The organism is Flavobacteriales bacterium (assembly GCA_016716605.1).
Taxonomy (GTDB): domain Bacteria; phylum Bacteroidota; class Bacteroidia; order Flavobacteriales_F; family PHOS-HE28; genus PHOS-HE28.
The window spans coordinates 2,990,815-3,012,098 of sequence record JADJWA010000001.1; the positions used below are offsets into that span (position 1 = coordinate 2,990,815).

General features: G+C 61.4%; 19 protein-coding genes. 14 read left to right on the forward strand and 5 right to left on the reverse strand.

Annotated elements, in window-relative coordinates; all coding sequences use genetic code 11:
• Positions 1–54 precede the first annotated feature (54 nt).
• Positions 55–1,125: a PA0069 family radical SAM protein gene (locus tag IPM12_12115; protein ID MBK9148546.1), complete on the reverse strand. Its 1,071-nt coding sequence runs from the start codon at positions 1,123–1,125 to the stop codon at positions 55–57.
• A 68-nt stretch (positions 1,126–1,193) separates the two neighbouring features.
• Between IPM12_12115 and IPM12_12120 the strand changes: the two genes are divergently transcribed.
• On the forward strand, positions 1,194–2,300 hold the full coding sequence (locus IPM12_12120; GenBank protein ID MBK9148547.1) for a PD40 domain-containing protein: 1,107 nt from the start codon (positions 1,194–1,196) through the stop codon (positions 2,298–2,300).
• Between the two features lie 149 nt (positions 2,301–2,449).
• Positions 2,450–2,776, forward strand: a complete 327-nt coding sequence (locus tag IPM12_12125; protein ID MBK9148548.1) for a prolipoprotein diacylglyceryl transferase — start codon at positions 2,450–2,452, stop codon at positions 2,774–2,776.
• Here IPM12_12125 and IPM12_12130 read toward each other — a convergent pair.
• On the reverse strand, positions 2,712–3,176 hold the full coding sequence (locus IPM12_12130) for a very short patch repair endonuclease (GenBank protein ID MBK9148549.1): 465 nt from the start codon (positions 3,174–3,176) through the stop codon (positions 2,712–2,714). The genes IPM12_12125 and IPM12_12130 overlap by 65 nt on opposite strands.
• A 77-nt stretch (positions 3,177–3,253) precedes the next feature.
• Here IPM12_12130 and thrS point away from each other — a divergent pair, with 77 nt between their 5' ends.
• The 11 genes from thrS (at position 3,254) to IPM12_12185 (ending at position 13,700) form a co-directional block, all read left to right on the forward strand.
• Entirely contained in the window at positions 3,254–5,203 is a 1,950-nt protein-coding gene (gene thrS / locus IPM12_12135; GenBank protein ID MBK9148550.1) for a threonine--tRNA ligase, read from the forward strand.
• Between the two features lie 165 nt (positions 5,204–5,368).
• Positions 5,369–5,887 carry a translation initiation factor IF-3 gene (locus IPM12_12140; protein MBK9148551.1) on the forward strand — a complete coding sequence of 173 codons (519 nt, stop codon included), beginning with the start codon at positions 5,369–5,371 and terminating at the stop codon, positions 5,885–5,887.
• Between the two features lie 98 nt (positions 5,888–5,985).
• Positions 5,986–6,177 carry a 50S ribosomal protein L35 gene (gene rpmI / locus IPM12_12145; protein MBK9148552.1) on the forward strand — a complete coding sequence of 64 codons (192 nt, stop codon included), beginning with the start codon at positions 5,986–5,988 and terminating at the stop codon, positions 6,175–6,177.
• A 106-nt stretch (positions 6,178–6,283) separates the two neighbouring features.
• Positions 6,284–6,628, forward strand: coding sequence for a 50S ribosomal protein L20 (gene rplT / locus IPM12_12150; GenBank protein MBK9148553.1), 345 nt, complete (start codon positions 6,284–6,286; stop codon positions 6,626–6,628).
• Positions 6,629–6,716: 88 nt separating this feature from the next.
• Positions 6,717–8,018, forward strand: a complete 1,302-nt coding sequence (locus IPM12_12155; GenBank protein ID MBK9148554.1) for a sugar MFS transporter — start codon at positions 6,717–6,719, stop codon at positions 8,016–8,018.
• Positions 8,015–8,914, forward strand: a complete 900-nt coding sequence (locus tag IPM12_12160; protein MBK9148555.1) for an ROK family protein — start codon at positions 8,015–8,017, stop codon at positions 8,912–8,914. The genes IPM12_12155 and IPM12_12160 overlap by 4 nt, the downstream gene beginning before the upstream one ends.
• A gap of 91 nt (positions 8,915–9,005) precedes the next feature.
• Positions 9,006–11,855, forward strand: coding sequence for a GH92 family glycosyl hydrolase (locus tag IPM12_12165; protein ID MBK9148556.1), 2,850 nt, complete (start codon positions 9,006–9,008; stop codon positions 11,853–11,855).
• A 33-nt stretch (positions 11,856–11,888) separates the two neighbouring features.
• Positions 11,889–12,299 (forward strand): SRPBCC family protein, encoded by a 411-nt coding sequence (locus IPM12_12170; GenBank protein MBK9148557.1) that lies wholly within the window; start codon positions 11,889–11,891, stop codon positions 12,297–12,299.
• A 24-nt stretch (positions 12,300–12,323) separates the two neighbouring features.
• Complete coding sequence (locus IPM12_12175; GenBank protein ID MBK9148558.1) at positions 12,324–12,800, forward strand: SRPBCC family protein; 477 nt, start codon at positions 12,324–12,326, stop codon at positions 12,798–12,800.
• Positions 12,801–12,806: 6 nt separating this feature from the next.
• A complete protein-coding gene (locus tag IPM12_12180; protein MBK9148559.1) occupies positions 12,807–13,196 on the forward strand; it encodes a DUF1801 domain-containing protein in 390 nt (129 codons plus the stop codon).
• Between the two features lie 33 nt (positions 13,197–13,229).
• Positions 13,230–13,700 carry a GyrI-like domain-containing protein gene (locus tag IPM12_12185; protein MBK9148560.1) on the forward strand — a complete coding sequence of 157 codons (471 nt, stop codon included), beginning with the start codon at positions 13,230–13,232 and terminating at the stop codon, positions 13,698–13,700.
• Positions 13,701–13,841: 141 nt separating this feature from the next.
• Here the strand turns inward: IPM12_12185 and IPM12_12190 are convergent, their stop codons facing one another.
• The 3 genes from IPM12_12190 to gyrA form a co-directional block, all read right to left on the reverse strand.
• Positions 13,842–14,237, reverse strand: a complete 396-nt coding sequence (locus tag IPM12_12190) for a hypothetical protein (GenBank protein ID MBK9148561.1) — start codon at positions 14,235–14,237, stop codon at positions 13,842–13,844.
• A gap of 80 nt (positions 14,238–14,317) precedes the next feature.
• Complete coding sequence (locus IPM12_12195) at positions 14,318–15,499, reverse strand: tetratricopeptide repeat protein (protein ID MBK9148562.1); 1,182 nt, start codon at positions 15,497–15,499, stop codon at positions 14,318–14,320.
• A gap of 17 nt (positions 15,500–15,516) precedes the next feature.
• Positions 15,517–18,117, reverse strand: a complete 2,601-nt coding sequence (gene gyrA, locus IPM12_12200; GenBank protein MBK9148563.1) for a DNA gyrase subunit A — start codon at positions 18,115–18,117, stop codon at positions 15,517–15,519.
• Between the two features lie 257 nt (positions 18,118–18,374).
• Here gyrA and IPM12_12205 point away from each other — a divergent pair, with 257 nt between their 5' ends.
• On the forward strand, positions 18,375–20,987 hold the full coding sequence (locus IPM12_12205; GenBank protein MBK9148564.1) for an ATP-dependent Clp protease ATP-binding subunit: 2,613 nt from the start codon (positions 18,375–18,377) through the stop codon (positions 20,985–20,987).
• Positions 20,988–21,284 lie beyond the last annotated feature (297 nt).

Here is a 21,284-nt window from a genome sequence, read left to right on the forward strand (position 1 = left end):
CGTGAAACGGGCCGCGAAAATGAGGGTTGCCGGGCTACAGCGCCATGCATTTTCTCAACCATCGAAGAGTTCCAATTGGCCAGTAGGCGGCCTGCGGAACAGGTCGGTCCGTAGCATGGGCCATGTTCTGCCGCTGAAAAGCCTGGTCCGCAGCACGTTGAAAAGCCGGTTGATATTCCTGGCATAGGCTCCCTCGCCCCGCATCCGTCGACCAACCTGGCTATCGCTCGACTGCCCGCCGTGCAGGTGCCGGGTCTGTGCCAGGACCTTGTCGGCACGGTCAGGGAAATGCGCCCGCAGCCATGCCTCGAACACGGGCTTCACCGACCCATTGGTGCGCAGCACCGTGTAACTGGCCGTCAACGCACCTGCATCGGCTGCGGCCCCGAGCACCGCCGGAACCTCGTGCTCAGTCAGTGCCGGGATGATTGGGGCGATCATGACCATGACTGGTATGCCGGCCTCGTGCAAGCGGGCCACGGCAAGCAGCCGGTTCTGAGCGGTGCTGGTGCGCGGCTCCATCTTGCGCCGCAGAGCCTCATTCAACGTGGTAATGCTGATGGCTACGGAGGCCAGGCCCAGCGAGGCCATTTCGGTGAGCACGTCCAGGTCGCGCAGCACCAGCGCGTTCTTGGTGATCACCGAAACGGGCTGACGGAATTCCAGCGCTACCTCGAGCAATTGCCGCGTCAGCCGTTCTTTTAGCTCGACGGGCTGGTAGGGATCAGTGGCGCCGCTGATGCTGATGGGCTGGACCTCCCAGCGCGGGCTCATCAACTGCTTGCGGAGTAAATCAGGCGCATTGCGCTTCACCAGGATCACCTGCTCGAAATCGAGACCGGCACTATAGCCCCAATACTCGTGCGTGGGCCGCGCGTAGCAGTACGAGCACCCGTGCTCGCAGCCTTGGTAGGGGTTCAGGCTGTAAACGAAGGGCAGGTCGGGACTGTTCACGCGGTTGATGATGCTGCGCGGCTCTTCGTTCAAGAAGCGCGTTGGCCGCGCATTGTCCAGCGGCTCATCGATCCCTTCCGGATGCACGATGCCATAGCTGCTGCGCAGGAAGCGGTTTGCCGGTTGATCGGACGCGCCGCGCCCCTTGACGGATTTCCCATCAATGCCCATGCGGACAAAGTACCGCTGACGATCCCCTGACAGGCAGCGGGTAGTTTCGCGGCCCAATTCCCTTTCAGATGCGCCTTGCCCTGATCGCCCTCATCACCGCGCTGGTTCAATGCTCCCGGGCGAGGTATATCGTGGCCCCTGATGATTCTGCGATGCTCACCGTTGGCTGGGACAGCACCTTGATCCACCCGGAAGAGCGGCACTTCAAGCGGTTGAAGCAACTCACTTTCGGGGGCGACAATGCCGAAGCCTACTGGAGCTTCGATGGCCGGCGCCTCGTATTCCAGAGCACGAATCCGGGCTGGGGCGAGAGCTGCGATCAGATCCACGTTTTCGACCCCTTCGCAGACGACTTGCGCATAGGCCGACCCACGCTCATCAGCGTGAAGGGCGGCCGCACCACGTGCAGCTACTTCATGCCGAATGGGAAGGAGGTGCTCTATGCCAGCACGCACGAGCATGGTGCCTCTTGTCCGGCCGTTCCCGAGCGCCGGGCCGATGGCAAGTATGTGTGGCCGATCTACCCGAGCTTCGATATCCATGTGGCCGACCTGAATGGCAACTTGCTGCGCAAACTCACGGAAACGCCGGGTTACGATGCCGAAGCCACGGTTTCGCCCAAGGGCGACCGGATCGTGTTCACCAGCATGCGTGATGGCGACCTCGATCTGTACACCATGAAACTCGATGGCAGTGATGTCCGACGCGTGACGAGCACGCTCGGCTATGACGGCGGCGCCTTCTTCAGCCCCGATGGCACCAAGCTGCTGTGGCGCGCATCCCGTTTGCGCACCCCGGAAGAAGAGTCGGATTACATCGCCTTGATGAAGGAGGGATTGGTGATGCCCACCAACATGGAGCTCTGGGTGGCCAACGCCGATGGCTCCGAAGCCCGGCAGATCACTTCGCTGGGCCAAGCGAATTGGGCGCCTTATTGGCATCCCGACGGCAAGCGGATCCTCTTCGCGAGCAACCACCGAAGCAAGCGCGGCTTCCCGTTCACGCTCTTCATCATCAACAGTGATGGATCCGGCCTCGAGCAGGTGAGCCATGGCGACACCTTCGATGCTTTCCCGGTGTTCAGCCCCGATGGCCGCTGGCTCGTGTTCAGCAGCAACCGGAACAATGGCGGCACACGTGAGACCAACCTCTTCCTGGCCGAGTGGGTTGATTGAGGATTTCTGGGGTCCAGAGGTTGAGGGTTGCATGTTCATTGTCGTAGAGTCCCACGGGCCGACGAAATGAACAGGCGACTACCGCAATCGAGGCATTTTTCGGCTCCGATGAGCATGGCCCGGCAGCGTGGGCGCATCTTCGCCGCGTGATGGCAGAGCAACAAGAGGCCAAGGCCGGTTGGGTGCAGCGGCTCGCATCCCGATGGAACGTATCACCGGCGCGCGTCGGCATCATCCTGTTGGTATTCGCCTGCACCGGCTTCACCGTCATGTTCCTGAAGAGGCCCGTCGTGGCGTGGGCCAGCGGCGATGCGGGCGATCCTCCCCTGCTCTTCTCCATCCTGTACTACCTGCTCATCCTGCCGGTGTACAACGCGCTGCTGCTCCTGTACGGTGCGCTCTTCGGCCAATTCAGCTTCTTCTGGGCCTTCGAGAAGCGCTTCTTCGCACGGTTGCTCGGGCGTCGTAAGCCCTAATCACGCGGGTTACCTGCGCGTCGGGCGAACGCTTGATGCGGCATTCCCAGAGCGTGAGCACGCGCCAGCCCTCCTTCCTCAAGGCAGCGGCCTTTTCGCCATCGCGCTCCCTATTCCGGGCGAGCTTCGGCCCCCAGTACCAGGTATTGCGCTTGGGCCTGGGTGGCTGGCAATGCGGGCAGCCGTGCCAGAAGCAGCCATGCACGAACACCGCCAGCTTGCGGTTCACGAAGGTGATGTCGGGACGACCGGGCGCCTTGGCGTAATGCAAGCGGTACCCGATGAGGCCCGCGGCCCGCAGGCATGCGCGCACGATCAGCTCCGGCTTGGTGTCCTTGGCCCTGATCCGGCTCATGGTCAGGCTCACTTGGGCGTTGGCTGGCTTGGGCCTTCGGCGCATGGCCCAAAGGTTCATGTTGAGGGGACTACTTTCGCGGCCCTTCAACGGCCATTTGTACGGTCGTGGAGCGAACCGACATGATCAAAGTGACCCTCCCGGACGGCAGCGTGCGGGAATACGCGCAAGGCGCAACGGCCATGGATGTGGCCAAGAGCATCAGTGAGGGACTCGCGCGCAATGTGCTCAGCGCGAAGGTGAACGGCGAGGTGCGCGATGCGAACCGCCCCCTTCCCGGCGATTGCACCCTCTCGCTGCTCACCTGGAGCGATCCCGAAGGCAAGAGCACCTTCTGGCACAGCAGCGCGCACCTGCTGGCCGAGGCGATTGAAGCGCTCTATCCAGGAACCAAATTCGGGATCGGACCACCCATTGAGAACGGCTTCTACTACGACATCGACCTTGGGGAGAAGACCATCGGCGATGGCGATTTCGCAGCCATTGAGGCTAAGATGAAAGAACTCGCCGCGAAGAAGAGCGCATTCGAGCGCAAAGAGGTGGGCAAGGCCGAGGCAATCGCCTATTTCACCGAGAAGGGCGATGAATACAAGCTCGAATTGATCGAAGGCCTGAACGATGGCGAGATCACCTTTTACACGCAAGGAAACTTCACCGACCTGTGCCGCGGGCCGCACATCCCCGACACCTCCTTCATCAAGGCCGTGAAGGTGATGAGCGTGGCAGGCGCCTATTGGCGCGGCGATGAGAAGCGCAAGCAGCTCACGCGCCTCTACGGGATCACCTTCCCCAAGCAGAAGGAGCTCGACGAGCATCTCGTGCTGCTCGAAGAGGCCAGGAAACGCGACCACCGCAAGCTGGGCAAGGAGATGGACCTCTTCACCTTCAGCGAGCGGGTTGGAGCCGGGCTTCCGCTATGGCTGCCCAAGGGCGCCGCGTTGCGCGAGCGTTTGATCAACTTCATGAAGGAGGCGCAGGAAAAGGCCGGCTACGTGCAAGTGGCCACCCCGCACATCGGCAGCAAGGCGCTGTACGAGACCAGCGGGCACTGGGAGAAATACGGCAAGGACAGCTTCCAGCCCATGAATACGCCGCAAGAGGGTGAGCTCTTCATGCTGAAGCCCATGAACTGCCCGCACCATTGCGAGATCTTCGCCAGCCGGCCGCGCAGCTACAAGGATCTGCCCTTGCGCTTCGCCGAGTTCGGCACGGTGTACCGCTACGAGCAGAGCGGTGAATTGCATGGCCTCGCCAGGGTGCGCGGCTTCACGCAGGACGATGCCCACCTATTCTGCCGCCCGGACCAGGTGAAAGAAGAGTTCCTGAAGGTGATTGACCTTGTGCTGCTGGTGCTCAGGGCCTTGGGTTTCGAGAAATTCGAAGCGCAAGTGAGCCTGCGCGACAAGGAGGATCGGAGCAAATACATCGGCAGCGACGAGAATTGGCAGAAGGCTGAACAAGCCATCATCGACGCGGCAGCGGAATGCGGCATGAAGACCGTGGTGGAGTTTGGCGAAGCTGCCTTCTATGGCCCGAAGCTCGACTTCATGGTGCGCGATGCGCTAGGTCGCCGCTGGCAACTGGGCACCATCCAAGTGGATTACAACCTCCCGGAGCGATTCCAATTGGAATATGTGGGCAGCGACAATGCCCGCCACCGACCTGTCATGATCCACAGGGCGCCCTTCGGCTCATTGGAGCGCTTCATCGCACTGATCATCGAGCATACCGGAGGTCGATTCCCGCTGTGGCTCACCCCGGAGCAGGCCATCCTCCTGCCCATCAGCGACAAATTCGTTGATGCCGCCAAGCAGGCGCAAGCCCAATTGGCCGCGCTGGGAATCCGGTGCGAGCTCGATGAGCGCAGCGAGAAGATCGGCCGGAAGATCCGGGATGCGGAACTGGCCAAGACGCCCTTCATGCTGATCCTGGGCGAGAAAGAGGTGGAAAGCGGAACCCTGAGCCTGCGGGAACATGGCGTGGGCGATGCCGGCTCCGTGACCGTTGAAGCCTTCGCCCAGGTGATCCGGGAGCGGATCGAGGTGCAGCTGGGACAGGCAACGGCGGCTTAACGTGCTGGAGGATAGGGAAAGATGCTGATATTCGCGCCCTCAAACTCCGGGGCAGGTGTTCCCGGAGGCCGAACCAAACCCCAATAAGTGGCAGGTCCTCCCTTCCGTCCTAGTGGTCCGCGCCCCGGTGGCAGCGGCCCGCGTCGCCCGTTCCGCGGCCGTGTCATCAAAGAAGACCCGCATCGGATCAACAATAAGATCTATGGCGTGAATGAGGTGCGCCTCGTGGGCGAGAACATCGAACAGGGCGTGTACCCCTTCAGCCAGGCGCTGCGCATGGCCGAGGACCTGGGCCTGGACCTGGTGGAGATCAGCCCCACGGCTGTGCCCATCGTGTGCCGCATCACCGACTACAAGAAGTTCCTGTACGACCTCAAGAAGAAGCAGAAGGAGATCAAGGCGAAGCAGACGGTGGCTGAGGTGAAGGAGATCCGCTTCGGGCCGAACACCGATGAGCACGACGTGAACTTCAAGCTGAAGCACGCGCGCAACTTCCTCGAAGAGGGCCACAAGGTGAAGGCCTTCGTGTTCTTCCGCGGTCGCAGCATCGTGTTCAAGGAGCGCGGGGAGATCCTGCTCCTGAAGTTCGCCCAGGACTTGGAGGACATCGGGTTGGTGGAGAGCATGCCCAAGCTCGAAGGCAAGCGCATGATAATGTACCTGATCCCGAAGAAGAAGAAATGACCCCGGGCGGTTGACCCCAAGGGCACACGAGCAACCAGCGAAAGATCAAAGCGATTCCGGTTCAAGCCCGGAATGACAAAGACCAAAGACGACAGCCCATGCCTAAGATGAAGACCAAGTCCGGTGCAAAGAAGCGATTCAAGCTCACCGGCACCGGCGAGATCAAGTTCAAGCACGCATTCAAGCGCCACATCCTCACCAAGAAGGAGACCAAGCGCAAGCGCGCCCTTACCAAGACCGGCGTGATCGCCGCGGTGGATAGGAAGAACGTTCTCGACCTCTTGAAGTAAGCAACCCCAACCGCTCCAGGGTAATAATCGGTAGCGTTAACCAGGACGTGCAGCACCAAAGACCGGTCATCGAGCCGACGCTCACGCCCGAAAACCCAAGTGGAACATGCCACGCAGTCAGAATAAAGTAGCCGCCAAGGCAAGGAGGAAGAAGGTCCTCAACATGGCGAAGGGCAACTTCGGTCGCCGAAAGAATGTGCTCACCGTCGCGAAGAACACGGTGGAGAAGGGCCTCGTGCACGCGTACGACGGCCGCAAGCTCAAGAAGCGTGAATTCCGCGGCCTGTGGATCCAGCGGATCAACGCCGCCGCGCGCATCAACGGCATCAGCTACAGCGTGCTGATGAACAAGCTGAAGCAGGCCAACATCGACCTCGACCGCAAGGCGCTCGCGGAGATCGCGTACAGCGATGCCGCTGGTTTCGCCGCGATCGTGGACAAGGTGAAGTAGGCTGTTCACTGAATATCAAGAAGGGCTGCCCACAAGGGCGGCCCTTCCGCTTTTCGGATCATCCTGGCGAGCATCTTTGGCGGAAGCCATGAGCAAGCGATCCTATCTGGCGCCCTTCGCTGCCGTCACCAGCCTCTTCTTCATGTGGGGCTTCATCACCGTGCTGGTCGATTCGCTGGTTCCGCGGCTGCGCGAAATCTTCGAGCTTACTTACTTCCAGGCAGGCCTGGTGCAGTTCGCCTTCTTCATCGCATACGGGCTGGTGAGCATTCCCGCGGGTTGGTTGCTCTCACGCATCGGGTACAAGCAAGGCATGCTCATCGGCCTTGCCGCCATGGGGGTGGGCTGCCTGCTCTTCTGGCCAGCGGCCGGGCTGAGGGTGTTCCCGCTCTTCCTCCTGGGCTACTTCATCCTCGCCGCCGGCATGACAGTGCTGCAAGTCGCAGCTAATCCATACGTGGCCGTGCTGGGCGAAGAGCGTGGCGCCAGCAGTCGCTTGAATCTCGCGCAGGCTTTCAACAGTGTAGGCACCACCATCGCTCCCATCATTGGGGCCCAGTTCATCCTCAGCGACAAGATCCTGAACGGCGATGCCATCAAGCTGCTTGGAACAGATGAACGCGAGGCCTACCTCGCTGCGGAGGCCAGCGCTGTGCAAGGGCCATTTATCGTGCTCGCGGGCGCGTTGCTACTGCTCGCGGTCATCGTTGCCGTGGCGCGCCTGCCGAAGATCCTGGACACAGAGCACGCCGGCAGCTACAGTGAGGCCCTCTCCCACCCACGATTGATGCTCGGCGCCTTCGGCATCTTCCTCTATGTGGGCGCTGAAGTCGCCATTGGCACATACCTCGTGAACTACTTCCTGAGCATGGACCTTGCCGAGGCTGTCCGTGCCAACGATTTCACCAACTGGATCGCGACCACCATGCAAGGCAAGCCGCTCGATACCGTGGATGCGAAAGGCGTGGTGGCCACTTTCGTCGCATTGTATTGGGGCGGCGCCATGGTAGGCCGATTCGTCGGATCAGCGCTCACGCTCATCCTACGCCCACCCGTGGTGCTCGCGGCCTTCGGTGCGGCGGCCATCAGCCTCATCGCGGTGAGCATGACCACCGATGGCTTCACCGCCATGTGGAGCATCCTCGCCGTGGGCCTATTCAACTCGGTGATGTTCCCCACCATTTTCACCGAGGCCATCGAAGGGATGGGCGATCTGAAGCCACAGGCCTCGGGCATCCTCTGCACCGCGATCGCAGGCGGCGCTTTCATCCCTCCATGGCTGGGCCTTTTGGCCGATGGACTCGGCTTCAAAACGGCCTTCGTGCTGTTGCTGCTCTGCTACGGCTACATCGTGGCTTACGGTTTCTATACCAAGCGTCGAACCGCATGATCCTCGGCATCGACATCGGCGGCACAACCAGCAAGCTCGGCCTAGTGCATGAGGGCAAAGTGATCGCGCGCGCGCGCATCAGCACAACTGGTCATGCAGATGATCATGCCTTCGCGGATGCGCTGGCAAGCGCTGCAAGCCAACTGGTAAAGCAGGATGGGCATCCGCCCATTCAATCCGTGGGCATCGGCGCCCCCAATGCCAACCAGCTCACGGGAATCATCGAAATGGCGCCCAACCTGCCTTGGAAGAACGATGTGCCACTGGCGCGCATGATGAGCGACCGGCTCGGCGTCCCGGCCACCTTGGGCAATGATGCGAATGCCGCAGCCCTCGGCGAATGGCGTTACGGTGCGGGTCGTGGGTTTGATGATCTGCTGGTGGTAACGCTCGGCACTGGCTTGGGCAGCGGCTTCATTGTGAATGGCCAACTCGTGCTGGGCAGCGCAGGCAATGCGGGCGAGCTCGGGCATGCGATCCTCCTGCCCGATGGTCGAGCCTGCACCTGCGGAAGGAAGGGCTGCCTGGAGGCCTATGTGAGCATCCGGGGCCTGCTGGCCACCTACACCGAAGAGGGCGGCACGGCGAATCTCACCGACGTGAAGACCATCGCGGACCTCGTGCATGCTGGTGATACCGCAGCCATCGCCTGCTTCCAGCGCACCGCGGAGTGGCTCAGCATCGGCTTGGCGAACGCGGTTTGCGCCACAGGCCCCAAGCGCATCGTGCTCTTCGGCGGCATCTCGCGGAACGGCGACCTGCTCATGGCACCGCTGCGCGAGCGCTTCCACGCTAACCTGCTCAACATCTATCAGGGTCGTGTGGACCTCACGGTATCGGCTTTGCCAGATGACGATGCGGCGCTGTTGGGGGCGGCGGCGCTGGGAACCCTTTGAATCAACGGAAATGGCCAATCCACATCATACCACTCTGTCGGGTCGACCCGGAAGTTCGATGCTGCCATTGCTAACGGCAATCTGCATTCTGATGCCTGGCGTTGGCCACGCTCAGGTGAACCCAGCCCGCGACCTCGTCAATCCCTTCATCGGCACCGGCGGCCATGGCCACACCTTCCCCGGAGCCTGCGTGCCGAACGGCCTGGTGCAGCTCAGCCCCGATACCCGCCCCGATGGCTACATGGACTGGGACGGCTGCGGAGGCTACCATTATTCGGATAGCCTCATCTACGGCTTCAGTCACACGCACCTGAGCGGCACCGGCGTGGCGGACCTGTGCGATGTGCTGTTGATGCCCATGACGGACAAGTACTCGACGAGCCCGGCGGCTTATCGGTCCTCATTCATAAAAGAAACCGAGCAGGCCAGCGCTGGCTATTACTCCGTTCAATTGGACCGAACGGGCACTGGCGTTGAACTGACGTCATCGCCGCGTGTGGGCGTTCATCGCTACCGGATCCCGGCCGGACCAGAGCAGTTCATGGTGGTTGATCTGCGCCATCGTGACAAGCTGCTTGGTGCGTCCATCATTCAAACGGCGCAGAGCGAGTTGGCAGGCAAGCGACGCAGCTCATCCTGGGCCCGCGATCAGCAGCTCTACTTCGTCGCCCGTTTCAGCCGGGAGGTACAGATCGTGCCCGAGGCATCAGATAGCGCGGTCGCTGTCGTCGGCATTCGGAACAGCGCCGAACCTCTCATCGTCAAAGTCGGCATCTCTGCCGTCAGCATCGAAGGGGCGCGTAGGAACCTTGAGGCCGAGGTGCCGCATTGGGATTTCGACCGCGTACGCAAGCAGGCCGAGGACGCTTGGAACGCCAGGCTGAACAGGATCCAGGTGCAAGGCGGATCGAATGGGCAGCAGCGCGCCTTCTACACCGCGCTGTACCACAGCTATGTGGCACCGTACATCTACAACGATGTGGATGGCCAGTACCGTGGAATGGATGGCCAAGTACACAAGGCCGACCACAATGTGTACACCGTCTTCAGCCTCTGGGACACTTTCCGCGCGCTGCACCCGCTGATGACCGTGCTGGAGCCGGAGATGACCGAGGATTGGATCAAGACCTTCCTGCTGCACTACCAGCAAGGCGGACGGCTGCCCGTGTGGGAGCTCTGGGGCAACGAGACCGATTGCATGATCGGCTACCATAGCGTGAGCGTGATGGCCGATGCGTATGCGAAGGGCATCCGTGGCTTCGACGCCAGGCTCGCGCTGGAAGCGATGGTGGCCAGCGCGGAGGCTGACCATTTCGGGCTGAAGTCCTATCGAGAGCGCGGCTACATCAGCAGCGAGGACGAACCGGAGAGCGTGAGCCGCACGCTGGAGTATGCCTACGACGATTGGTGCATCGCGCGCTTCGCGGAGATGATCAGCGAGGATGAAGTGGCGCAGCGCTTCCATGCCCGCAGCCGCAATTGGCAGAACCTCTTCGACCCCGAGACGCGCTTCTTCCGCGCACGGCGCAACGGCGGCTTCATGCAACCCTTCGATCCCTATGAGGTGAACTTCAACTTCACGGAGGCGAATGCTTGGCAATATGGCTTCTTCGTTCCTCACGACATGGATCGGCTCTTGTCCCTCACCGGTGGTCCGAGCGGTCTGGCAGGGAGGCTCGATGGGCTCTTCACCGCGAAGGCACAGACCACGGGCCGCGATCAAAGCGACATCACCGGACTCATCGGCCAATATGCGCACGGCAACGAGCCGAGCCACAGCTTCGCCTACCTCTACAACCTGAGCGACCGTCCGCTGAGCACAGACGTGTTCGCGAGGCGCATCATGCAGAACTTCTACACGGACGCGCCCGATGGCCTCATCGGCAACGAGGACTGCGGACAGATGAGCGCTTGGCTGGTGATGAGCGCGCTCGGCTTCTACCCCATCTGTCCCGGTGATCCCAGCTACACCATCGGCTGGCCGCTCTTCGATGAAGCCACCATTGACCTGGGCAATGGCAGCAAATGGCGCATGCGCACCGAGGTGATGGGCAACGACCGCTCGCATGTGGAGAGCTTCACGTGGAATGGCCAGCAGCCCGAGACGTATCGGGCCATCCCGCATGGCGAACTGATGAAGGGCGGTGAGTTGCACTTCTTCCTAGGCCCGCGCCCGGGGGGATCACCGGGACGTTTCATCCCCGAGTTCGAAGACGCATGGACACCAGCGCCTATCATTCAGGCAGCGCGGCAGGCATTCACCGACAGCCTGCTCATCTCCATCAACAGCAGCGATGATCGCGCACGGATCGAATTCAGCATCGATGGAACCGAGCAACACCCCTATCAAGCGCCGTTCTGGATCACCCGCAGCTGCTCGATTGGTGCCATGGCATTCGTGCAAGGAGCGCAAGGACGGAAGAACCGGATCGCCTCATTGCCGGTCACAGCGACTTACGTGAAGTATGAAGGTGGCCGTACCATCACCCTGGAGAGCAAGTACGCCAACGAGTACACGGCAGGTGGCCGCAACGCGCTGATCGATGGCGTGCGCGGCGGCAAGGATTTCCGCACCGGCGAATGGCAGGGCTACCGCGACCAAGACGTGGTGCTGTTGATCGACCTGGGCCGTGTGCAGAAGCTGAAGCGCGTGGGCCTCAGCGTGCTGCAGGACCAGAAGAGCTGGATCTGGCTGCCCAGCGAGGTCACCTTCAGTGTGAGCACGAATCAGCGGCAATGGAGCACCAGCACGATCAGCCACGACGTGGGCCGAAAAGCTGACGGAGGGATCACGCGCGAGCTATGGCGTGAACTAGGCGGAAGGAAAGCGCGCTACATCGCGATCACGGCGAAGAACGCCGGCGTGTGTCCTGATTGGCACCCGGGAAAGGGCGGCACCACCTGGATCTTCGCGGATGAGGTGCTGATCGAGGCGGAATAGGAAATGACCAATTACCAAACCCAAACGGTACCAATGCGCATCACCGTAACGACCCACGTGAACAAGCCCTTGGCCCTCGTCTGGAAGATCTGGACCGAACCAGCCCACATCATGCAATGGAACGCCGCCAGCGATGATTGGCATTGCCCTAAGGCGAGCAACGACCTGCGCGCCGGCGGTGGATTCAGCAGCACCATGGCCGCGCGCGATGGCAGCTTCAGCTTCGATTTCGAGGGCGTGTACGATGATGTCCAGTTGCACAAGCGCATCGCCTACACCATGACCGATGGCCGTACCTGCGAGATCCTCTTCCAGGAGAAGGATGGCGGCACGCTCGTCACCGAATCCTTCGATGCGGAAACGGAGAATCCCGTGGAGATGCAGCGAAGCGGCTGGCAAGCCATCCTTGACCGGTTCATGGGGCATGCGGAAGCGCAGGCTTGAACTGCTTACCTACAAGAGAAACTCATGAGCAGCAAAGTCGAGATTGTCGCCCATAGTGAACGTGCGATCCGGATCACGCGCAGCTTCAATGCTCCGCACGAAATGGTATTCGACGCGATGACCAGGTCCGAGATGATGATGAACTGGTTCCATGGCGCGACCGGTTGGACGCTCGTGGTCTGCGAGATCGACCTGCGGGTGGGCGGCTCCTACCGATGGGTGTGGCGCAATACGGATGGACAGGAGATGGGCATGGGCGGTGTGTACAAGGAGATTGTTCGCCCCAAGCGTTTGGTGACTTCGGAGAAATTCGATCAAGCGTGGTACCCTGGTGAAGCGGTGGGAACGATGGTGCTCACAGAAGAATTCGGAAGGACCTTGATGACCTTGACCGTTGAGTATGAGTCACCGACTGCACGCGATGGTGTGCTCGCCGCGGAATTGGGAGACGGGATGGAGGTCGGCTACCAGCGCCTCGATCGGTTCCTACTGCAAAGCTGATCTTTCATGTACCCTCGCTTCGACCGTGCCGTGAGCGCCTTGCTGGATGCGCGCGATCACCCCTTGCGCAAGGAGATGGATTTGCTGCGCAGCCTCATCCTGGGCGTCGATAGGTCGATCGAGGAGGGCGTGAAGTGGAACACGGCCAGCTTCCGGACCACGGATTGGTTCGCCACTTTGAACGGCCCGAAGCACGTGAAGGAGCCGATGCTGATCCTGCATGCTGGTGCCAAGGCAAGAGGCATCGTGCTGAAGGAGCGCATCCCCGATCCGGAAGGCCTGATCAGATGGCTTGGCAACGACCGCGCGCAGATCACCTTCAAGGATGCCCCGGATATCGAGGCGAAAGCGAAAGCGCTGCAAGCCATCGTGAGCGCTTGGATCAGACTCATTTGATCGGATGTCCTTTCGTCAACTGATCTTCACCCCATGATCACCTCACCCGAAGTCACCACCATCACGGAACAACTGGCCGCCACCATCCATTTGGTGATCCCCGGCCGCGACATGCCGAAGTACATGGACCCCGCGATCCAAGAGATCCTCCAAGTGCTCGCCGACCAAGGCATGCACCCTGCCGGGCCGATGTTCAGCTACCACCACCGGCGCCCGAGCGACACCTTCGATTTCGAGATCGGGTTCCCCGTAGCGAAGGCCGTGAACGAAGCGGGGCGCGTGAAGAATAGCGCCCTGCCCGCAGCGAAGGTGGTGCGTGCTGTGTACCAAGGTCCTTACGAACGGCTGGGTGACGCTTGGCGCGAGCTGCAAGACTGGGTGCGCCAGCGAAACTTGCCCGAGGACGGACGGTTCTTCGAGTGCTACCTGAACAACCCGGACGAGGTGAAGGACCCCAGGGCTTATCGCACCGAATTGAATTGGGTGGTCGACGAAGGGCGCTAACGATGGAGGAGCGGTCACCAGCACGTCCGGCGGACATCGATACCGTCAGGCGAGCCCGCCATGCCATATCGCGGCACCTGGAATCGCCCCGGCGCCACCGGCTGGATCATCGCTGCGATCCTGCGCCGGCATCAGTGAAGCTCAGTTGTTGATGATGATCACCGGTGCGTCCTGAATCTTCTTCTCGGAACGTGAAACGAACCGCAGCACCTGCTCTCCTTTCTTCTCCTTGATGGCGTACACCGTGGCCACCGGTCCTTTCGGGCCGGTTCCGGGCATGGCGATCTGCAGGTTCTTCCGTACGATGGGCGTTTTCGCTTCATCCACGAAGCGCACCTCCACCTTGGCATAGTCGAAGTTGATGTTCGGCGCGGTGACGCTGGCGGCGGGGCCGGCATTCACCTGCTGGCCATTCAGCAACAGCGTGAAGGCATGGCCATCCTCCGAGAAAATGGTCAGGTCATGCGCGATCTGCGCGGACAGGTCAGACGGGATTGCGCCCAGTGCGAGGGCAACGGATGCGATCAGGTATTTCATGGCGTTCGGTTCGGAAAATCGACGCTTGTGAGCCGCGAGGGCCGGGAATCCCCGGCCCTCGCTCGATCTGGGCGTTGCGCTTACTGCAGCTTCGCCAGTTTCTCCTTCATCGCGGCATACTTCACCTGGTCGTTGGTCTTGCCGTAGAGCTTGATGAGCTGCTGGACGGTCTGGAGGTCAGTGCCGTTGAGCTCGTGCGCCTTCTCGAAGTAGGGCACGGCTTGCAGGTAGGTGTCATCGGCCACCTTCTTGCACTTCATGTACTGCGCATCGTCCTTGATGGCACTGCACTTATCGTACTCGGCTGCCGCCCGGTTGTTATAGAGCACGCCGATGTTGAAGTGCGCATCGAATAGTGCGGGGTCGATCTCAATGGCCTTCTTGTAGGCTTCCTCGGCCCTGGCGTACCACTCGCCCATGGCCTTGAGGTCCTTGGCTTCCGCTGCAAGGCTGGCCTTCTTGTCGTACAGGCCTCCAAGCACGCTCCAGAGCACGGCGTTGCGCGCGTCCTTGTCGAGGGCGGCCTTCACGCTGGCCTCGGCCTCGTCGCTGCGATCGGCCGCGAGCAGGTATTGCATCTCATCGAGCATCAGGTCCTTATTGCCGGGAAAACGGGCCAGGCCCTCACGGGCGGTGCCGATGGCGCTGCTGAGGTCGTCGCCCTTGCGCTGCAGGCTGGCGATGTAGCGGTACACCTCTGGCTTGTTGTAGCCGGCGGCAATGGCTTCGCGGTAGCTGCTGATGGCGTTGGCGGCATCGCCGGCGCTCTCGTAGGCCAGGGCCCGGTTGAAGATGGCGTTGGTATCCGCCTGCCCGAAGCTCTTGGCGATCCTCTCACTCATGCGGTAGCGGGCAATGGCGATTTGATAATCCTTCTTGCCGAAGGCCTCATTGCCCGCGTTCAAAGAAGCGCCTTGCAGGGCGCCGAGCGCTTGAGCGTTCTCGACCTTGTAGCTGCCCTTGGCATCGAGCTCGTTGGCCTTGATGTAGCTCTCGGCAGATTTCTCGATGGCATCAGGGAACTTTCCTTTCAGGGCCTCGTCGGTTCCGAGGGCGATCAGGCGGTAGATCTCGCCGCGGTAGCGCCAGGTCTTCTCGTTGAGGCCGGTCTTGGCATCCTGCGTGGCCGGCTCGATATACTCCACGGCCTTCTCGTACTGGCCGTCCTTCATGTAGTTGAATGCATTCACCACGTTTGCGTTCTGGGCGGCGGCGCCGAGTGTGAGGGTCAGCGCTGCGGTGGCAAGGAGTGACTGTTTCATCGGTGGTTCGGTGAGGTCTATTGTTCGTTGGATTCTTCGCCGCTGGCAACATCGGTGCCATCGGGGCTGCTGCCATCGTTGGCCTGATCGGGCGCAGGGGCATCGGTGGCCGGTGCTTCGTCCTCGTGCAGGTCGCTGTCCACCTTGGCCACGGCCGCGATCTGGTCGTTGTTGCGCAGCTCGATCAGGCGCACGCCCTGTGTGGCACGGCCCACCACACGGGTCTCGCTCAGGTCCATGCGGATGGTGATGCCATTGCGGGTGATGATCATCAGGTGGTCGTCTTCCCGCACATCCTTGATGGCCACCAGGTTCCCGGTCTTCTCGGTGACCTGTATCGTCTTCACGCCCTTGCCGCCTCGCGATACCATGCGGTACTCGTACTCACCTTTCTCATCCAGGATGGCCGAGCGCTTGCCGTAGCCGTTCTCGCTCACCACCATGATCTGCCGCGTGGCCAGTTCACTGGCGTCGATGGCGATCATGCCGATGACCTCGTTCTCCTTGCTGCCGCCTGCGAGGTTCATGCCGCGCACGCCGCTGGCATTGCGGCCCATGGGGCGCACGTCCTCTTCCTGGAAATGCACTGCCCGGCCATCGCGGCTGGCCAGCAGGATGTGGCTCTTCCCGGTTGTGAGGCGCGCCTCGAGCAGTTCATCGCCTTCGCGGATGCCCACGGCGATGATGCCGTTCACGCGGGGGCGGCTGTAGGCCTCGAGCGTGGTCTTCTTGATGATGCCCTGCTTGGTGCAGAGCACGACGAAGTGGCTGTTCACGTATTCCTCGCTCGTGAGGTCCTTCACGTTGAGGTAGGCCACCACCTTGTCATCGCCCTCGATCTGCACGAGGTTCTGGATCGCCCGGCCCTTGCTCTGGCGATTGCCCTCGGGGATGTCGAACACGCGCATCCAATAGCAACGCCCCTTCTGCGTGAAGACCAGCAGGTAGTTGTGGTTGGTGGCCACGAAAAGGTGCTCCAGGAAATCCTCATCGCGTGTGGTGCTGCCCCGGCTGCCCACGCCTCCCCTGCTCTGCGTCCGGAATTCTGTGAGGCTCGTGCGCTTGATGTAGCCCAGGTGGCTGATGGTGACCACCACGGCTTCGTCCGCGATGAGGTCCTCCATGCGCACATCACCGCTGGCGTGCATGATCTCCGTGCGCCGCTTGTCACCGTATTTCTCCTTGATCTCGAGCGTCTCGCCCTTGATGATCTGCATCCGCAGGCCCTCATCGGCCAGTACCTCCTTGAGGTAGGCGATGGTCTTCATCAGTTCGGCGTGCTCCTCACGGATCTTGTCACGCTCCAGGCCGGTGAGGCGCTGCAGGCGCATATCGAGGATGGCGCGGGCCTGGATCTCGCTGAGGCCGAATTGCGCCATAAGGCCCTCGCGCGCCTCATCGGGTGTTTGGCTCGCACGGATCAGGGCGATCACGGCATCGAGGTGGTCAAGGGCGATGAGCAGGCCTTCGAGGATGTGGGCGCGCTCTTCGGCCTTGCGCAGATCGAATTTGGTGCGGCGGATCACCACATCCATGCGATGATCCACGAAGTGCTGGATCATGGCCTTGAGGCCCAGCAGCACGGGGCGCCCATGCACCAGGGCGATGTTGTTCACGCTGAAGCTGGTCTGCAGCTCGCTATGCTTATACAACTGGTTGAGCACCACGCTCGACATGGCGTCGCGCTTCACCTCGTACTCCAGGCGGATGCCGTTGCGGTCGCTGTAGTCGTTCACATCGCTGATGCCCTCAATGCGTTTCTCGGTCACCAGTTCGGCCACGCCCTTGTGAAGCTTCTCGGCCTTGTTCACCTGGTAGGGGATCTCGGTGCATACGATCGTCTCGCGACCGGTCTTCGGATCCTCTTCCACGAAGGTCTTGCCGCGCAGGATGATGCGGCCGCGCCCGGTCTCGTAAGCCTCGCGGATTCCCTGGGTGCCGTAGATCACGCCGCCGGTGGGGAAATCGGGGCCCTTGATGTGCTGCATCAGGCCGTCGGTATCGATGTCCTTGTTGTCGATGAAGGCCACGATGCCATCGCACACCTCGCTCAGATTGTGCGGGGCCATGTTGGTGGCCATTCCCACGGCGATGCCAGCCGCGCCGTTCACTAGCAGCTGCGGGATCTTGGTGGGCATCACGCTGGGCTCTTCGAGCGTGTCGTCGAAGTTGGGCCGCATGTCCACCGTCTCCTTATCCAGATCGGCGAGCACCTCTTCGGCGATCTTCCGCATGCGCGCCTCGGTGTACCGCATAGCGGCCGGGGGGTCGCCGTCTATGCTGCCGAAATTGCCCTGACCATCGACCAGCGGGTAGCGCAGGCTCCATTCCTGGGCCATGCGCACCATGGCATCGTACACGCTGCCATCGCCGTGAGGGTGGTACTTGCCGAGCACCTCGCCCACGATACGGGCGCTCTTCTTGTAGCCCCGGGTGCTGGTTACACCCAAGTCCTGCATGCCGTAGAGCACGCGGCGGTGAACGGGCTTCAATCCATCGCGCACATCGGGCAGGGCCCGGCTCACGATCACCGACATCGAATAATCGATGTAGGCGGTGCGCATCTCGTTCTCGATGTTGATCGGGATGATCCGTTCTCCTCCTGGCTGATCTGACATGGCGTGCGTTTCTCCGGTTTTCGCCCTCCCGTTTCAGTGCGGGCAGGGTATTTGAAAAGGCGCCCGAAAGTATCCCGATCACAGGATGCCCGGAGCCGCACTTTTCCACAACGCCACAAAGCGCTGTGAATAATTGCAATTGCCGGATCCGGGCCCTCCGTTGGCTGTAGGGATAGCTTGCCCGCGCCCTCGGCCCGGCTACCTTAGCAGACCGTCGGCAAAGACGCGCGATCCCCTCAACTTAGCGCCCTCAACCCATGGACGCCCGATTCACCCCCAGAGTCCGAGACATCATCGGCTACAGCCGCGAAGAAGCCCTTCGCCTCGGCCACAACTTCATCGGCATCGAGCATGTGCTGCTTGGGCTGCTGCGGCACAATGAGGGCAACGCCCTTCGGATCCTGCAGCGCTTGGAAGTGGATGCCGATGAGTTGCGCAAGGCCGTGGAGCGCGGCATGGAGCCGCCCAGCGCCACGCGCCCCAAGGACAAGGAAAGCATCAACCTGCTCAAGCAGGTGGAGAAGATGCTGAAGATCACCTACCTCGAGGCCAAGCTCTTCAAGAGCCAGAGCATCGACACCGAGCACCTGCTGCTCAGCATTCTCAAGGACGAGGACAACCTGGCCACCCGCACACTGCGCAAATTCAAGGTTGACTACGAGACCGTGAAGCACGAGCTCGATGTGATCCTGGCCGATGGCGGCGGCAGCGATTACACCAGCAAGAGCACCAAGCCCAGCCGTTCCACGCCGCGCGCCCAAGGCCCGCAGAGCGCCGACGACGATGATGAGGAGAGTGGCAGCTTCCAAGGAGGGGGCGGCCAGCGGAAGCAGGGCGACAGCAAGAGCAAGACCCCTGTGCTCGACAACTTCGGGCGCGACCTCACCAAACTGGCCGAAGACGGCAAGCTGGACCCCATCGTTGGGCGCGAGAAGGAGATTGAGCGCGTGAGCCAGATCCTGAGCCGCCGCAAGAAGAACAACCCTGTGCTGATCGGCGAACCCGGCGTTGGCAAGAGTGCCATCGCCGAGGGCCTCGCCCTGCGCATCATCCAGCGCAAAGTGAGCCGCGTGCTCTTCAATAAGCGCATTGTGGCGCTGGATATCGCCTCGCTGGTGGCCGGCACCAAGTACCGTGGCCAGTTCGAGGAGCGCATGAAGGCGGTGATGAACGAGCTGGAGAACAGCCCGGACGTGATCCTCTTCATCGACGAGATCCACACCATAGTAGGGGCGGGCGGCGCCAGCGGCTCGCTCGATGCGAGCAACATGTTCAAGCCCGCCCTCGCGCGCGGTGAGATCCAGTGCATCGGGGCCACCACCTTGGACGAGTACCGCCAATACATCGAGAAGGACGGGGCCTTGGAGCGCCGCTTCCAGAAGGTGCTGGTGGAACCCACCAACGTGGAGGAGACCATCCAGATCCTCAACAACATCAAGGAGAAATACGAGGACCACCACAACGTGAACTTCACACCGGAGGCCGTCGAGGCCTGCGTGAAGCTCACCGCGCGCTACATCACTGACCGCCACCTCCCGGACAAGGCCATCGACGCCTTGGACGAGAGCGGAAGCCGCGTTCACATCAGCAACATCGTGGTGCCCAAGAGCATCCTCGATGTGGAGCAGAAGATCGAGGACATCAAGGAGGAGAAGAACAAGGTGGTGCGCAGCCAGCGCTATGAAGAGGCAGCGAAGCTCCGCGACCGCGAGCGCCTGCTGCTCGAGGAACTCGAGAAGGCCAAGAAAGCCTGGGAGGAAGAGAGCAAGAGCAACCGCACCACCGTGACCGAGGAGAATGTGGCCGAGGTGGTGGCCATGATGAGCGGCATACCGGTGACCCGGATCGCCGAGAAGGAGAGCGGCAAGCTGCGCCGGATGAAGGAGGAAATGGTGGGCAAGGTGATCGGCCAGGAGGAGGCGGTGGCCAAGGTGGTGAAGGCCATCCAGCGCAACCGGGCCGGCCTCAAGGACCCCAATCGCCCCATCGGCTCCTTCATCTTCCTGGGCCCCACCGGCGTGGGCAAGACCCAACTCGCCAAGGAACTCGCGCGCTACCTCTTCGATACGGAGGACGCCCTTATCCGCATAGATATGAGCGAGTACATGGAGAAATTCTCCGTAAGCCGCTTGATCGGTGCGCCGCCGGGCTACGTGGGCTACGAGGAAGGCGGGCAGCTCACTGAAAAGGTGCGCCGCCGCCCCTACTCCATCATCCTGCTCGACGAGATCGAGAAGGCCCACCCCGACGTCTTCAACCTGCTGCTGCAGGCCCTCGACGACGGCAAGATGACCGACAGCCTCGGCCGCCACATCGACTTCAAGAACGCCATCATCATCATGACCTCGAACATCGGGGCGCGTGACCTCAGTGACTACGGCAAGGGCGTTGGTTTCGGCACCGCCGCCAAAACGGCGGGCCAGGATGAGAGCAACCGCGGCATCATCGAGAAGGCGCTCAAGAAGGCCTTCGCGCCCGAGTTCCTCAACCGGATCGATGACATCATCATGTTCAATTCGCTCAAGCGCGAGGACATCCACAAGATCATCGACATCGAGCTGGGCTACCTGTACAAGCGCATCAGCGAGCTGGGCTACGACGTGAAGCTCACCGACGAGGCTAAGGATTTCCTATCCGAGAAGGGCTACGATGAGAAGTTCGGCGCGCGCCCCCTCAAGCGTGCCATCCAGAAGTTCATCGAGGACCCCTTGGCCGAGGAGATCATCAACCAAGGCGTTGAGGAAGGCGACAAGATCTCCATCGGGCTCAACAAGGAGAAGAGCGATGTGGCCATTAAGGTCACCAAGGGCAAGAAGAAGATCACTAAGGGTGAGGGCGAGGAGGGCAAGGAGCTGCCGCCTGCGGAGTGATCCGCTATGGAATCGTTGATCTGATTGCGGGTCAACCTGAGCTGCAACGGGACCAATGGGATACATGGGTTTCGGGATGCGCAAGGAGGCTTACTCACGCTCGCCGAGAAGGCACATGGCCTATCTGAAGCCCTTCCTCAGCAAGGAGAAGAGCAAGGACCGAGCATCAACGTAGCGACATGGCCCATGGAAGCGCCGATTCCAGGAGCAGCCGCGTGCACTGCTTCCGCCACGAATCACGCAGTTCATCGCCGTGATCGTTGCATTGGCTGTGGCAGGCACGCTCGTGGCAATCTT